The sequence below is a fragment of the Amycolatopsis sp. NPDC049159 genome (genome assembly GCF_040648295.1).
GTDB lineage: Bacteria > Actinomycetota > Actinomycetes > Mycobacteriales > Pseudonocardiaceae > Amycolatopsis > Amycolatopsis pretoriensis_A.
Map to the genome: position 1 here is coordinate 1 of NZ_JBEZDL010000024.1, position 14846 is coordinate 14846.

At 71.9% G+C, this 14846-nt stretch carries 14 protein-coding genes; 9 read left to right on the plus strand and 5 right to left on the minus strand.

The window, feature by feature from the left end; genetic code table 11:
• The first annotated feature begins 147 nt into the window (after positions 1 to 147).
• The 5 genes from tsf (at position 148) to AB0B33_RS36935 (ending at position 5192) form a co-directional block, all read left to right on the plus strand.
• On the plus strand, positions 148 to 963 hold the full coding sequence (gene tsf, locus AB0B33_RS36915; protein ID WP_247012966.1) for a translation elongation factor Ts: 816 nt from the start codon (positions 148 to 150) through the stop codon (positions 961 to 963).
• 116 nt (positions 964 to 1079) lie between these two features.
• Entirely contained in the window at positions 1080 to 1823 is a 744-nt protein-coding gene (gene pyrH / locus AB0B33_RS36920) for a UMP kinase (protein WP_003065595.1), read from the plus strand.
• A 48-nt stretch (positions 1824 to 1871) separates the two neighbouring features.
• Positions 1872 to 2429 (plus strand): ribosome recycling factor, encoded by a 558-nt coding sequence (gene frr, locus AB0B33_RS36925; protein ID WP_360780678.1) that lies wholly within the window; start codon positions 1872 to 1874, stop codon positions 2427 to 2429.
• A 497-nt stretch (positions 2430 to 2926) separates the two neighbouring features.
• Positions 2927 to 3787 (plus strand): phosphatidate cytidylyltransferase, encoded by an 861-nt coding sequence (locus AB0B33_RS36930; protein WP_360780681.1) that lies wholly within the window; start codon positions 2927 to 2929, stop codon positions 3785 to 3787.
• A gap of 82 nt (positions 3788 to 3869) precedes the next feature.
• On the plus strand, positions 3870 to 5192 hold the full coding sequence (locus AB0B33_RS36935; protein WP_360780684.1) for an MFS transporter: 1323 nt from the start codon (positions 3870 to 3872) through the stop codon (positions 5190 to 5192).
• Here the strand turns inward: AB0B33_RS36935 and AB0B33_RS36940 are convergent.
• Positions 5180 to 6025, minus strand: coding sequence for a VOC family protein (locus AB0B33_RS36940; protein WP_247012960.1), 846 nt, complete (start codon positions 6023 to 6025; stop codon positions 5180 to 5182). The genes AB0B33_RS36935 and AB0B33_RS36940 overlap by 13 nt on opposite strands.
• A gap of 113 nt (positions 6026 to 6138) precedes the next feature.
• Here AB0B33_RS36940 and AB0B33_RS36945 point away from each other — a divergent pair, with 113 nt between their 5' ends.
• Entirely contained in the window at positions 6139 to 6948 is an 810-nt protein-coding gene (locus AB0B33_RS36945; protein ID WP_360780687.1) for a class I SAM-dependent methyltransferase, read from the plus strand.
• Here the strand turns inward: AB0B33_RS36945 and AB0B33_RS36950 are convergent.
• Positions 6888 to 7508 (minus strand): PadR family transcriptional regulator, encoded by a 621-nt coding sequence (locus tag AB0B33_RS36950; protein WP_247012956.1) that lies wholly within the window; start codon positions 7506 to 7508, stop codon positions 6888 to 6890. The genes AB0B33_RS36945 and AB0B33_RS36950 overlap by 61 nt on opposite strands.
• Positions 7509 to 7625: 117 nt before the next feature.
• Here AB0B33_RS36950 and AB0B33_RS36955 point away from each other — a divergent pair, with 117 nt between their 5' ends.
• Both AB0B33_RS36955 and AB0B33_RS36960 read left to right on the plus strand, forming a co-directional pair.
• On the plus strand, positions 7626 to 8111 hold the full coding sequence (locus AB0B33_RS36955) for an Lrp/AsnC family transcriptional regulator (RefSeq protein WP_247012954.1): 486 nt from the start codon (positions 7626 to 7628) through the stop codon (positions 8109 to 8111).
• A 106-nt stretch (positions 8112 to 8217) separates the two neighbouring features.
• Positions 8218 to 10521, plus strand: a complete 2304-nt coding sequence (locus AB0B33_RS36960) for a pyruvate dehydrogenase (RefSeq protein WP_360780691.1) — start codon at positions 8218 to 8220, stop codon at positions 10519 to 10521.
• Here AB0B33_RS36960 and AB0B33_RS36965 read toward each other — a convergent pair.
• Complete coding sequence (locus AB0B33_RS36965) at positions 10518 to 11114, minus strand: hypothetical protein (RefSeq protein ID WP_360780694.1); 597 nt, start codon at positions 11112 to 11114, stop codon at positions 10518 to 10520. The genes AB0B33_RS36960 and AB0B33_RS36965 overlap by 4 nt on opposite strands.
• Positions 11115 to 11195: 81 nt before the next feature.
• A complete protein-coding gene (locus AB0B33_RS36970) occupies positions 11196 to 12134 on the minus strand; it encodes a hypothetical protein (RefSeq protein WP_360780697.1) in 939 nt (312 codons plus the stop codon).
• Between the two features lie 366 nt (positions 12135 to 12500).
• On the opposite strand from AB0B33_RS36970, the gene AB0B33_RS36975 reads away from it, so the two are divergent.
• Positions 12501 to 13220 (plus strand): BTAD domain-containing putative transcriptional regulator, encoded by a 720-nt coding sequence (locus tag AB0B33_RS36975; RefSeq protein ID WP_360780700.1) that lies wholly within the window; start codon positions 12501 to 12503, stop codon positions 13218 to 13220.
• Positions 13221 to 13229: 9 nt separating this feature from the next.
• Here AB0B33_RS36975 and AB0B33_RS36980 read toward each other — a convergent pair whose 3' ends face one another.
• Positions 13230 to 14822 (minus strand): SMI1/KNR4 family protein, encoded by a 1593-nt coding sequence (locus tag AB0B33_RS36980; protein WP_360780702.1) that lies wholly within the window; start codon positions 14820 to 14822, stop codon positions 13230 to 13232.
• Positions 14823 to 14846 lie beyond the last annotated feature (24 nt).

The window sequence follows — 14846 nt, forward strand, 5'->3', positions numbered from 1 at the left end:
CGGCCGTGGTGCCTCCGGTCGCGCCCCCGACCGCGCCGGCGACCGCCACCTCCTTTTTTACCCCCGCCCGGGCGGCCGGCTCCGGCCGCCCCCACGGGCGTAGCACCCTCCAAGACTTACGTACCTGAAAAGGACGGATCTACCAGAATGGCGAACTACACCGCCGCTGACGTGAAGCGCCTGCGCGAGATGACCGGCGCCGGCATGATGGACTGCAAGAAGGCGCTCGAGGAGAACGGCGGCGACTTCGACAAGGCCGTCGAGTTCCTGCGCATCAAGGGTGCCAAGGACGTCGGCAAGCGCGCCGAGCGCGCCACCGCCGAGGGCCTGGTCACCGGCGAGGGCGGTGTCCTCATCGAGCTCGACTCCGAGACCGACTTCGTCGCCAAGAACGCCGACTTCCAGGCGCTCGCCGCGAAGATCGTCGAGGTCGCGAAGACCGTCAAGACCTCCGACGTCGAGGCGCTCAAGGCCGCCGAGCTCGACGGCAAGACCGTCAACGAGGTCGTCCAGGAGCTCTCGGCCCGCATCGGCGAGAAGCTCGAGCTGCGCCGCGTCGTGGCCTTCGAGGGCCAGACCGCGACCTACCTGCACCGCCGCGGCTCCGACCTGCCGCCGGCCGTCGGCGTGCTCGTCGAGTTCACCGGTGACGACACCGAGGCCGCCCGCGGTGCCGCCATGCAGGTCGCCGCGCTGCGCGCGAAGTACCTGACCCGCGAAGAGGTCCCGGCCGAGATCGTCGAGAACGAGCGCTCGATCGCCGAGAAGACCGCCCGCGAAGAGGGCAAGCCGGAGCAGGCCATGTCCAAGATCATCGAGGGCAAGGTCAACGCCTACTACAAGGACAACGTCCTGCTCGAGCAGCCTTCGGTCAAGGACAACAAGAAGACCGTCAAGGCCCTGCTCGACGAGGCCGGCGTGACGCTGACCAAGTTCGCGCGGTTCGAGGTCGGCCAGGCCTGACACCAGGCCAGGGCGTAGGTTTCACACCCACAGTGCCCCGTCTCCGCCCACCGGGGACGGGGCACTGTCGGGTCCAGAGAAGAAATGCACGGCCGAGGGCGTAGGAGGCGACATAGATGGGTGACCGGGTCGAAGGTGGCTACCGGCGGGTGCTGCTGAAACTGGGCGGCGAAATGTTCGGCGGTGGTTCGATCGGCGTCGATCCGGATGTCGTCCACTCGGTCGCGCAGCAGATCGCCGACGTCGCCCGCACCGGCGTCCAGGTCGCGGTCGTGATCGGCGGCGGCAACTACTTCCGCGGCGCGGAGCTCTCGCAGCGCGGCATGGACCGCGACCGCGCCGACTACATGGCGATGCTGGGTACCGTGATGAACTGCCTGGCGCTGCAGGACTTCCTGGAGAAGGAGGGCCTGCCCACCCGCGTGCAGACCGCCATCACGATGGGCCAGGTCGCCGAGCCCTACATCCCGCGCCGCGCCGAGCGGCACCTGGAGAAGGGCCGCGTCGTGATCTTCGGCGCCGGGGTCGGCATGCCGTACTTCTCCACCGACACCGCCGCCGCGCAGCGGGCGCTCGAGCTGGGCTGCGAAGCCGTGCTGATGGCGAAGGCCGTCGACGGCGTCTACACCGCGGACCCGAAGGCCGACCCGACCGCCGAGATGTTCCGCGAGATCACCCACCGCGAGGTGCTGGAACGGGACCTCAAGGTCGCCGACGCGACGGCGTTCAGCCTCTGCATGGACAACAACATGCCGATCATCGTGTTCAACCTGCTCACCGAGGGGAACATCGCCCGCGCGGTGAGTGGTGAAAGAATCGGCACGTTGGTCAGCACCCCCGCCGACGGGGTGCCGGCCTAGACCTGCTGGGATCAGCAAGCGCCACCCATCACAACAACGGGAGTAGCCGTGATCGACGAGACCCTCCTCGACGCCGAGGAGAAGATGGAAAAAGCGGTGTCCGTCGCGAAGGACGACCTGACGTCGGTGCGCACCGGCCGGGCCACCCCGTCGATGTTCTCGCGCATCGTCGTCGAGTACTACGGCGCGCCGACCCCGCTGAACCAGCTGGCCAGCGTCAACGTGCCCGAGGCGCGGATGGCGCTGATCAAGCCCTACGACCAGACGCAGCTGGTCGCCATCGAGAAGGCGATCCGCGAGTCCGACCTCGGGGTCAACCCGAGCAACGACGGCAACGTGATCCGGATCGTCATCCCGCAGCTCACCGAGGAGCGGCGCAAGGAGATGGTGAAGGTCGCCAAGGGCAAGGGCGAGGACGCCCGGGTGACCATCCGCAGCATCCGCCGCAAGGCCAAGGAAGAGCTCGACCGCATCGGCAAGGACGGCGAAGCGGGCGAGGACGAGGTCGTGCGCGCGGAGAAGGAACTGCAGAACCTCACCGACACCTACTCGCACAAGGTCGACGAGCTGGTCAAGCACAAGGAAGCCGAGCTGCTCGAGGTCTGATGGCACAGGTGAGCGAGGAACGCGAGGACCGGGTGGACGCCACCGGAGAACACCCGGCGGCCGCGCCCGGGACGCCGGAGCCGGCGCGAGCCGGCACCCCGGCCACGCCGGAGTTCCCGGGGACGGGCGCCGCGCCGGAGACCTCGGGCACGGGCGTGACCTCGGGAACCGAGGGGACGGACCGCTCGGCTGCGGCCGGAAATGCCGCAGCGACCGGCGGTACGGATCGCTCGGCGGCGGCCGGGGCCGCGGGTGCTGGCTCGATCGCCGGTGCCGGGGCGTCCTCGGGTGCTGGCGGTGTGGATCGCTCGGCGTCGGCTGGGATCGCGGGTGCTGGCTCGATCGCCGGTGCCGGGGCGTCCTCGGGTACTGGCGGTGCGGACCACTCGGCGTCGGCCGAAACCGCGGGTGCTGGCTCGATTGCCGGTGCCGGGGCGTCCTCGGGAACCGGCGAGGCGAGCCGGCTGTCGGCGGCCGGGGCCGCTGAGCCGACCTCTGTGCCGGGGACTCCCGGTGCCGAGGCGGCGCCGGAAGCCAAGAAGGCTTCCAAGGCCGGGCGGAACCTGCCCGCCGCCATCGGGGTCGCGTTGCTGCTCGGGGCCGCGATCATCGTTTCCCTGCTCACCGTGCGCTTCCTCTTCATCGGGATCATCGCGATCGCGATCGCGGTCGGCACCTTCGAATTCGCCGGGGTGCTGCGCCGGGTCGCCGATACCAAGATCGCGATGATCCCGGTGCTCGTCGGCGGGCAGGCGATGATCTGGCTCGCCTGGCCGTTCGGGCGGGAAGGCGCGCTCACCGCGTTCGTCCTGACCGTGCTCGCCTGCCTGCTGTGGCGCCTGCCCGGCGGCGCGAAGGGCTACCTGCGGGACATCAGCGCGTCGACGTTCGCCGCCGCCTACCTGCCGCTCTTCGGGGCGTTCGCGGCCATGCTCGTGCCGCCGTCGGACGGTGTCGGGCGCGTTCTCACCTTCCTCATCGGCGTCGTCGCCTCGGACACCGGGGGCTACATCGCCGGTGTGCTCGGTGGCAAGCACCCGATGGCGCCCACCATCAGCCCGAAGAAGACCTGGGAAGGCTTCGGCGGTTCGCTGGTCGGCGGGATCGTCGCCGGCGCCCTCACCTTGAGCCTGCTGCTGGACGGGCACGTCTGGCAGGGCGTCATCTTCGGCGTCGCCATCGTCCTCACCGCGACCCTGGGCGACCTCGTCGAGTCGCTGATCAAGCGGGACCTCGGCGTCAAGGACATGGGCACCCTGCTGCCGGGTCACGGCGGCATCATGGACCGCCTCGACTCGCTGCTGCCCTCGGCCGTCGTTTCCTGGCTGCTGCTGTCCGCGTTCGTCCCGCTGGGCTGACCTGCGGTGGGAGCCGCAAGCTCCCACTCGGGAGGCAACGGTTCGTGGACGGCCGAAGCTTCTGCGGGTTTCACTCGGGGGCATGAGCACCGAAACCCGAGCCCCGGCGAAGCTCGCGCTGGCCGCCGTCTGCCTGGGCTTCCTGATGATCACGCTCGACGCGACCATCGTGAACCTGGCCCTGCCCGCGATCGGCGCCGACTTCGGTGAGCCGTCGACGGCCGCGCTGCAGTGGGTGGTCGACGCCTACACCGTCACCCTCGCCGCGTTCCTGCTGACCTGGGGTGCCGCCGGGGACCGGTGGGGTTCACGACGCGTTTTCGAAGCGGGCGTCGCCGTCTTCGTCGTCGCCAGCAGCGGCTGTGCGCTCGCCGGGGACGCGGTCTGGCTGATCGCCGCGCGGGCCGTGCAGGGGGCCGGGGCCGCCGCGCTGCTGCCGTCGTCGCTCGCCTTGATCGTCCACCAGTTCCCGGACGCGCGGGAGCGGGCCCACGCGCTCGGCGTCTGGGGTGGCATGAGCGGGGCCGGGCTGGCCGCCGGGCCGGTGCTCGGCGGGCTCGCCGTCGGCCTCGCCGACTGGCGCCTGGTCTTCGCGGTCAACGTCCCGGTCGGGATCCTCGCCATCGTCCTGACGCGGCGGGCGGTCACCGAACCCCCGCGCCGGGAGACGCACCTCGACTTCGCCGGGCAGGTCGCCGGCACGGTGTCGCTGGCCGCGTTCGTCGCCGGGTTCATCGAAGCCGGGCACGCGGGATGGGGCGCGCCCGCCGCCCTCGCGCTGCTCGCCGGAGGAGTGGTGGCCGGCGCGGTGTTCGTGGCCGTGGAGCAGCGCGTCGCCGAACCCGTGCTGCCGCTGGGCATCCTGAAGATCCGGGACTTCGCGGTGGCCACGGGCATCGGCGGCCTGTTCAACTTCTGCCTCTACGGCACCCTCTTCAGCCTGGCGCTGTACCTGCAACGCGCCTGGTCGCTCGGGGCGCTCGCCGCCGGGCTCGCGCTGGTGCCGCTGACGGCGGTGGTCGGGCTCAACGCCTTCTTCAGCGGACGCCTCACCGGACGCTCCGGCCCGCGTGCGCCGATGGTCGCGGGCGCGCTGGCCGGGCTCGTCGGCGCGGCCGGATTCGCGCTGCTGCCCGCGGATCGCGCGCTGGTGGCGTTCTCCGTGGTCTCGGTCGTCTTCGGCTGCTGTTCGCTGGCGATGCCCGCGATGACGTCGCTGGCGATGAACGCCTTGCCGGGGCAGGCCGGGCTGGCCGCGGGGGTGCTCAACGCGTCGCGCCAGACCGGGGGAGCGATCGGGGTCGCGCTCGTCGGCGCGCTGGTCCCGGCCGCCGGGATGTGGCTGGTGGCGGCCGGGTACGCGCTGGTCGCGGGGCTGGCGTTCGCCGCGCGTCAGTCGTCGTAGGGGTCGTCGACCTCGGCGCGGCCCCATTCCTCGGAGACGCGCGAGTGGTCGATCACGGCGAACACCGCGCCCTCGGGGTCGGCGAGGATCGCCATCCGGCCGAACGGGGTGTCGTACGGCTGGATCACGACGGTGCCGCCGTGCATCAGCGCCTCGCCCGCCACCGCGTCGGCGCCGCGCGCCGGGTCGATGTCGAAGTAGACGAGCCAGTGCGGCGGGGTGTCGAGGCTGTACTCCGACCCCATCACGTACCGGTACAGCACCGGCTGGTGCTCGATGAGCCATTCGACGTAGTCGAGGGTCTCGCCGTCGCCGATCTGGTGGCTGCCGTAGGTGAAGAGCTTGGTGTAGAAGTGATCCGCCGCGGCGCCGTCGTGGGTGTTGAGATCCGCGCCGCTGAAGGTGTTGGGGATCCCGGTGACGAACTCCCAGTCCGGCGGCACCTCCCAGAACACGACCGGCGCGCCGCTCGTGTCGTAGGCGTGCAGGATCGTGCCGCGCTGCGGGATCGGCATCGGGCCGAGCGTCAGCCGTCCGCCGAGGTGCTCGACCCACTCCGCCGCGCTGGCGGTGTGCGGCACGGACAGGTGCGGCATCCAGCCGAGCGGCGCCCCCTGCGCGGCGCGGTAGAGACCGCCGACCGGGAGCGTGTTCAGCGTCGCGATGGCGTACCGGCCGTCGGACGTCGCCGGATCGCGTTGAGTGGTGTACTCCCAGCCGAAGAGGGCACCGTAGAATTGTTCCGCCACGGCCTGCTCGCGGCAGGCCAGCTCGATCCAGCACGGGATTCCGGCCGGGACCGGGGACGGGGTACTGGACGGGTCGACTGCCATGGGTGCTCCTCCCGATACCCACCGGATTCTAGGCGTGATCCGTGAGGTTTCCGCCAAGAATTCGCCACCGGGCGAGCACTGGACGGCGACGAGGACCCGGAAGGAGCAGCGGGGTGCGGTGGTCGTCGCGGCGCGCGGAGGTCGTGCCGAGCCCCAACATCTGGTACTACCAGGCCGATTACGAGCGCGAGAACCGCGCGCAGGACAGCGGCGGCGAGATCTGGCGTGTGCTGCGCGAGGAGTGCGACTGGACCGGCCGGGACGTGCTGGACGTCGGCTGCGGGGACGGTTTCCACTTGCCGGTCTTCGCCCGCGACGCGCGCTCGGTGCTCGGTGTGGAGCCGCACGAGCCGTTGGTGCGAAGCGCGCTGAAGCGCGTCGAGGGACTGTCGAACGTGGACGTCCGGATGGGCCGGGCCCAGCGGTTGCCGGTCCGCAGCGCGAGCGTCGACGTCGTGCACGCGCGCACGGCGTACTTCTTCGGGCCGGGGTGCGAGCCGGGGCTGGCGGAGGCCGACCGGGTCCTGCGGCCGGGCGGGAAGATCCTGATCGTCGACCTCGACGTGACCGGTGAGCCCTACGGCGGCTGGATGCGCGCCGACCTACCGCACTACGACCCGGCCGCGGTGGAACGGTTCTTCGCCCGCGCCGGGTTCGGCTGCCGCCGCGTCGCCACCGACTGGCGGTTCGCGACGGCGGCCGACCTCGAAGCCGTGCTGAAGATCGAGTTCAGCAAGCCCGTCGCCGAACAGGCGATCACGGAGTCCTTGCAGCGTAACGGGAATCGCGGCGAAGACCTGACGCTGCCGGTGGGTTACCGCGTTCACGCGCGGCGCAAGCCCACCGGCCTCGTCCTGCCAGGTCACTCGGCTGCTTCTTCGGGAGCCGAGGACTCGTCCTCGTCTTCGCCCAAGATGCCGTAGAGCGAGCGCCGGGCGTCGTTGAGCACCTCGGCCGCGCGGGCCTGCTGGCTCTCGGTGCCCGCGCGCATGATCTGCACGACCGCGGCGGCCAGGTTCTTGCCCGCCTTCGCGAGCCCGACCTCGGTCGGGTCGACGTCCTGCGCGATGTGCTCCCACGGCGGGGTGCTGTCCTGCTCTTCCGCGGCGGTGCGGCCGGCGTCGGTCAGCTCGAAGAGCTTCTTGCCGTGCTCGTCCTTGCTGACGACCAGGCCTTCGTCGGCCAGCAGCTGCAGCGTCGGGTAGACCGAGCCGGGGCTCGGGCGCCAGAAGCCGCCGGAGCGCTCGCCGATCTCGCGGATGATCTCGTAGCCGTGCCGGGGCTGCTCGGCGAGCAGCGCCAGGATCGCGGCGCGGACGTCACCGCGGCGGCTGCGCCGTCCGCCGTGACCCCGCCGGCCCGGTCCGTGGCCACGGCCGCGTCCACCGGGGCCGAAACCCGGGGGGAACTCGCCGAAACCACCGAAGGGCCCGAAAGGGGTGCGCCCACGCTCGTGGGCGAAGGGGTGTCGTTGCCTACGCATGTCTGTGTTCCTTTCTCGAACTGTTGCGACTGCTTCACGATATATCGGAAACGGTCGGATGACAACCTGCTGGAGGTGAGCCCGGTCACGGCCGCGTCCGGGTGGGAAGATCGGGCCGTGCCCGACACCATCGACGAGATCGACGCGCGGCTGCTCCAGGCGCTGGGGGAGGACCCCCGGTCCACGGCGGTCGCGCTGGCCGAGCGGCTGGGCCTGTCCCGCAACACGGTGCAGGCCCGGCTCGCGCGGCTGGAGCAGCGCGGTGCGCTCCGGTCGTTCGAACGCCGCATCGACCCCGCGCGGCTGGGCTACCCGCTGCGGGCGTTCGTCAACGCGCAGGTCGACCAGCGGCGCCTCGCCGAGATCGCCGAAGCCCTGGCCGAAATCCCCGAGGTCACCGAGGTGTGCGGGCTGACCGGGGCGAGTGACCTGATGGTGCAGGTCGTCGCCGTCGACGCGGACGACCTCTACCGGATCGCCGGGCGGATCCTGGCCTCGCCCGGGGTCGAGCGGACGAACATCTCGCTCGTCATGCGCGAGCTCGTCCCGTACCGCTTGACGCCTCTGCTGGAGCGCGTGCATTCTGCGCACCCGGAGGCCTGAGCCGTCCGGTTCCGGTGTGCATTCTGCGCAGCCGGATCGGCATCGGTTGTGCGAAGCGTCCACCAGTGCTGTTCTGGGGGTGCTTCCTGCACGAAAGGTGTCGACGATGACCCAGCCCTCCGCGACCGTTCCGGCGACGGGCACGCTCGCCGCGATCGAACGGCGGGTGCTGTGGCTCGCCACGGCGATCGTGCACCAGGCCAACCGCGTCCGGCCGAACCCGTCGGGGCTGAAGGTCGGGGGGCACCAGGCGTCGTGCGCGTCGCTGGTGTCGATCATGACGTCGCTGTGGTTCCGGCACCTGCGCCCCGAGGACCGCGTCTCGGTCAAGCCGCACGCGTCGCCGGTGCTCCACGCGATCAACTACCTGCTCGGCGAGCTGGACGAGGACTACCTGCCGACGCTGCGCGAGTTCGGCGGCCTGCAGAGCTACCCGAGCCGCGCCAAGGACCCCGACCCCGTCGACTACTCGACCGGCTCGGTCGGCATCGGCGCGACCGCCCCGATCTGGGGCGCGCTGGCCCGCCGCTACCTGACGACCCGGGGCGGCGCCGCGGGAACCGGCCGCCAGTACTCGCTGGTCGGCGACGCCGAGCTCGACGAAGGCGCGATCTGGGAGGCCATCCTCGACCCGGGCGTCGCCGAGCTGGGCGAGATCGTCTGGATCGTCGACCTCAACCGCCAGTCGCTCGACCGCGTCGTCCCGAACATCGCGGCCGGGCGGCTGCAGGGCATGTTCGACGCCGCCGGCTGGCAGGTGCTGACGCTGAAGTACGGGCGGCTGCTGGAAGAGCTGTTCACCCGGCCCGGCGGCGCGGAGCTGCGTGCGCGGATCGACGACATGCCGAACCCGGAGTACCAGCGGCTGCTGCGCTGCGACGCCGCCCAGGTGCGCGACCGGCTGCCCGCGGGGAACGCCGCGTTGGCCGAGCTGGTCGCCTCGCTCGACGACGAGACGCTGCTGGCCGCGATCCGCAACCTCGGCGGCCACGACCTCGGCTCGCTCGACGACGCCTTCGCGTCCATTTCGGACAGCCGGCCGACGGTGATCTTCTGCTACACCGTGAAAGGCCGCGGTCTCCCGACCCAGGGGCACCCGCAGAACCACTCCTCGCTGCTGACCGCCGCGCAGATGGAAGAGCTGGCGTCGTCGCTCGGGACGGACCTCGCTTCGCCCTGGGAGGGCTTCGCGGCTGAAACGGCCGAAGCCGCGTTGTGCGCCGAGGTTGCTTCGCGCCTTCGCCGTCCCGACGTTCCTTCGCTGCCTTCGCTCGAATTGCCCACCGACATCGGGCGGACGCCGTCCGGGACCGCGACGACGCAGGCGGCGCTGGGCCGCGTTCTGCTGGACCTGACGCGCGAAGCGCCCGAAGCGGCGAAGCGCGTTGTGACGGTCAGCCCGGACGTCAGCTCGACGACCAACCTCGGCGGCTGGGTCAACAAGGTCGGCGTCTGGTCGGCCACCGAGCGCCGCGACTGGTTCGACGACGACCCCGAAACGATCATGCACTGGCGGGAAAAGCCGACCGGGCAGCACGTCGAGCTGGGCATCGCCGAGACGAACCTGGTCGGCCTGCTGGGCGAACTCGGTGCCACCTGGAGCCGCTGGGGCGAGCCGCTGCTGCCCATCGGCGTCATGTACGACCCGTTCGTCGAGCGCGCGCTGGAGCCGTGGTCGTTCGGCATCTACGCGGGCGGGCAGTCGATCCTGATCGGCACGCCGTCCGGCGTCACGCTCGCCCCGGAAGGCGGCGCGCACCAGTCGATCACCACGCCGTCGATCGGCATCGAGCAGCCCGGCTGCGTCAGCTACGAACCGGCGTTCGCGATCGACACCGAGTGGACGCTGCTGGCGGCGCTCGGCCGGCTCGGCAAGCCGGGCGGCACGTCGTCGTACTTCCGGCTCTCGACCCGCCCGGTCGACCAGACGCTGGCCGCGGTGCCGGCCGACCCGGCGGCGCGCGAACGGCGTCGCCGCCAGGTCGTGGCGGGCGCGTACCTGCTGCGGCGGGCTTCGGCGCCTTCGGTCACCCTCGCGGCGATGGGCGCGCTGGTGCCGGACACCCTGGCGGCGGCCGAGCGGCTGGCCCAGGTCGGCGTCGAGGCCGACGTCGTCTGCGTGACCAGCCCGGGCCTGCTGTTCGAGGCGCTCCAGGCGCGGTCGGGCCGGGGCGCCGGCGAGTCGTGGATCCTCGACCAGGTCTTCCCGGCCGCGCGCGCGAAGCCGCTGGTCACCGTCCTCGACGGCCACCCGCACACGCTGGCGTTCCTCGCCGGGATCAACCGGGTCCCGTCGGTCTCGCTGGGTGTCACGGGCTTCGGCCAGTCGGGCTCGCTCGAGGACGTCTACCGGTACCACGGCATCGACACCGACGCGATCATCCGGGCCGCGCTGGACGTGACCGCCTAGGCGAAGGTGGCGCCGGTCAGCAGTGCGTCCATCTTGGCGTCCCAGCCGGGGAAGGACCCGTACTCGACGACCAGGATCTTGCTCGTCGGCAGCCACCACATGCGGACCTGGTTGTTCTGCGTCGCGTCTTCACAGGTGACCTGCCAGCGGCCGTACTCGGCCTTCTTGGTGCCGATCGGGGCGAAGCCGGAGTCGAGCAGCGTGCTGCCGGTGGCCACCGCGGCCTGCCCGGGCGGCGACGCGGGCGTGATGCACGTCGGCACGTCCGTGCCGGTGTACCAGCCGAAGGGCCGCTTCGCGCTCGGGAGGTTGATGGGCGCGTTGGGGTCCGAAGTCAGTTCGCGCAGGTCCAGCATCCGCGCTTCGCAGACCGTGGTGCCTTCGGCGATGCAGCCGTCGAGGAGGCCGTCCTGGCTGTGCTCGGTGAAGGTCGCGCCCGGCGGCAGCGTCACGCGCATCGTCCCGACGGTCACCTGCGGCCCCGCGGCCGCCGTCACCGTCGGCACGGGCTGGGCCTGCCCCGCGGTCGATGTGCTGCAGGCCGCGGTGCTGAAGACCACCGCGAGAACCAGGACGCAGTGCCGGAAGGACACGGGCTCACCTCTTTCGTCGGACCCTCGGACGCCCGGGCGGCCCGTCCGGTTTCACCGTAAAGGCCGCCCGTGCGCCGGGGATCAGGCGGCTGCCGTCGCGGTGAGCGAGACGTAGCCAGCCTTCAGCTGCGCGAACGCCTCGAGCGCGAACCCGGCGAGCTGGTCGACGACGGCCGGGTTCCGCAGCAGCAGCCGCGTCTGGTTCCCCCGGATCGCGGAGAGCTTCGGCTTCTCGGAGTAGACGATGCTGACGCTGTTGCCGCCCGCGGCCTTCACGTCGACCTGGATGTCCTGGTAGACCCCGGTGAGCTTCGAGGTGATCTTGGCCAGGAGCTGCTGGACGCTGACCGCCGCGGTCAGCGCCGCGATGATGGTCACGATCGCCTTCGTGTCGACGTAGAGCGAACTCACCCGCGGTGTCGTCCACTCGCCGTTGCTGTAGAGCCGGGCCGCCGAGTTCACCTCGGTGAGGTCGATCTCGATCGCGTTGGACCGCGCGGTGCTGAACATCGTGCTGGTGGCGACGTCCTGCTCGAACCAGACCTGCACGCACTCGACCGGGGTCAGCACGTCGGAGCCGGTCACGATGGCCTTCTCGGCCACGTAGATCGGGCTGGTCGACGTGCTGCCGTCGAGGTTGGTCGAGAACGCGCACAGCCCGGGGTGGATCGTGCCGTAGTCGTTGACCAGCGTGATGCCGGTCGCCGGGCCGCCCGAGGAGGATTCCCCGAGCAAGCCGCTGGAGTCGAGCACCGACTCGTCACCCAGGCCGATCGAGACCCGGTTCGTCGAGACGCGCACCGTCACGTCACCCTTGAACTCGTTGCTGCCGAACAGCTCGTACAGCGGCTGCCACGAGAAGGTGTTGTCGGAGAGGTACTTGTCGGCCGACTGCCACACCACGTTGTAGGTGTCGTTCACCTTCTTCGCGAAGCACAGCTTGTACTCGTTCTTCTTCAGCGTCTTCAGGTCCTCCGCGGCGATCTGGATGTCGACGCTCTTGAGCTGTCCGTCCGTCATGGTTTCCGCTCCTCGGTTCGTGCGGGCCGGTGCGGCCCTCGGGACAGACCTTCCGGGGCCGCCGTCGCGCGGGCGTCGGTCCCGCGTGCCGCACGCCGTCGGGCGTCACACGATGGGCTAAACCAGGGCGGACCAGTCCCGTTGGGCCATTGGCGATCCGGGCGCCCGGCGGCCGGGGTGTCCGGCGACGCGCCGTCGCGGCGGCTCCCGTCCGGGTGATCGGTCAAGCCCGCGCACGGCTGAGTGGCGATCGCGCGGGAGCCGTGGTCCCGACGCGGCGTGAGGGAGCGGTGAGACGCCCGGGAGACACCGCCGGTGCCATGCTCGGAGACCGGCGAACGGCGTCGACGGAGACGAGGGGACGCGATGGACGAGGGCGACAGATCTCGCGTGGACTTGGTGCTGCTGGGCCGGTTCGAGCTGCTGGACGGCGGCGAGCGGGTCGCGCTGCCCCGGGCGGCGCAGCGCCTGCTGGCGTTCCTGGCGGTGCGCGACGGCGCCGCGGTGAACCGCAACGCGGCGGCCGAGCAGCTGTGGCCGGAGAGCCGCCGCCAGCGCGCGGCGGCGAACCTGCGTCAGGCGCTGTGGCACGTCCGGCGCTCCACGGCCGCCCCGGTCGTCGAGACCCCGGTCGACCACCTGCGGCTGTCCCCGGCCCTCCCGGTCGACTTCCGCGGCGCCCTCGAAGCGGCCCACCACGTCGTCGCGGCTTCGGCCCGCCCGGCGCCCGAGGGGCTCGTCGGCGCCCTGTCCCGCGACCTGCTGCCCGACTGGACCGAGGAGTGGCTCACCGCGGAACGGCAGCGCTGGGAGCAGGTCCGCCTGCACGCACTGGAGGCGATCGCCCAGCGCCTGATCACGGCCGGCGCGCACCTGGCCGCGCTGGAGGCGGCGTTCACGGCGATCGGCATCGACCCGGTCCGGGAAAGCGCTCACCGCACGGTGATCGCGGCCCACCTGGCCCAGGGCAACGGCGGCTCGGCACTGCGGCACTACCAGCACTACCGGGCGCTGCTGCACCGCGAGCTGGGTGTGCGCCCGTCCCCGCACATGACGAGGCTGGTCGCGGCGCACGGGGCGCCGTGAAGCACGCTGTCAGGGCCGGCCGGGCAGCACGGCCGAAAACTCGGTCACCGGGCCGGCCCGGTCGCCGCCGAACGCGGCCCGCAGCCCGGCCATCTCCGGCAGCGTCGTCCGCCCGGCGACGAACAGCGCCGCGAGGCGGGGCAGTGGCTTCCCGAGGTCGAGCAGACGGCGGACCTGCCCGGCGTCGAGCCCGAGCACGCGCAGGCCGGGGAGGTCGGCGATCGGGCCGAGGTCCGGCACCGCCGAGCCGGCGAGGTCCAGCCTCGTCAGCCGGGGCAGCGTGCGCAGCACCTCCAGGTCGAGCGGCTCCCGGACGTTCTCGAGCCCCAGGTCCCACAGCGCCGGGTGCCCGGCGAGCCCGGCCAGGTCCGCGCGCGTGGCCTCGATCCGCACCGACTCCAGCGCGCCGAGCCCGCCGATCGACGCGGTGACGGCGCCGGCGCGGTTGACGCTCAGCCGCCGCAGCGACGGCAGCGGAGCGAACACGCCCAGGTCGACGTCGGCGGCGTCGTTCAGGTAGACCTCCTGCACCAGCTCCCGGCCGGGCAGCCCGGCCACCACCGACGGCAGGTCCAGCGTGGCCGCCTCGGAGATCACTTCGTGGTACGACCGCTCGGCGGCGTCGCGGAGATCCGTCTCCGCGAAGAGGTACTGCTCGCCCGGGTCTTCGTAGCGCCCGGCCCGCAGGGCGGCCACGACCTCGGTCAGCATCGCGGTGATCGACGTCGCGACGTAGCGCAGCGGGCCGTAGATGTCGCGGCCGTACTCGAGGACCTGGCCGGCGTGCCCCCGCGCGGCGGGGTCGACGTCCACCGCGACGTAGTTCATCGCCCGGTCCCCGCCGAAGGTGATCCACCAGTCGTTGCGCGACAGGCGTTTCACCGCGCCGAAGGGCACGGTCTCGAACACGACGCCGTCGTCGTCCAGCGCGTCTTCCCAGCCGTAGGAACCGGGTGCGCCTTCGAGGTAGGTGTCGACGACGCGGTCCAGCGGGTCGTGGGAGTAGGGCCCGAGCAGGCCGGTCTCCCACGGATCGCCGTCCGCCACCAGGTACAGCGCGCGGAGGTCCTCGGGCAGCCGGACGCCCATGCGCGCCTCGGCGCCGGCCAGCTCCGCTTCGGTCTTGCCCGCGGGCCACCGGGGCGGCGTGCCCTTGATGCGGGTGTACGCCGCCGCGTACTCGCCGGTGAGCCTGAGGATCTCGGCGCGCACCAAGGGATCCGTCGGCGCGCCGGTCGGTTCGGCGCCCGCGGGCCGCGGGCGCCCCGGCAAGGGGTGGCCGGGGTAGCGGAAGCCCGGATCGAAGACGAGTTGCCCGGGCGAGACGGCGGTGAGGTCCGGCCGGGCGGTGAAGCGGTACGCCCCCGAGACGTCGAGCCGGACTTCCAGCACCGCGGGCGGGCGCTCGAACAGCCGCTCCGCGATCGGCCCGTAGTCCACGCGAAGGCCGTCCCGCGTGTCACTCCACGCCGTGCACGAGACGGACCCGCCGGTGTGCCGCAGCTGGAGCGTGGCGTGCGCCCACGCGGTGCCGGCGCCCGCGCGCAGGGCTTCGGCCATGGACGCGGCGATGGCGGCGTAGTCGCTTTCCCCCGGATTCACCCCGCGAGGCTACCGAGCCCCCGA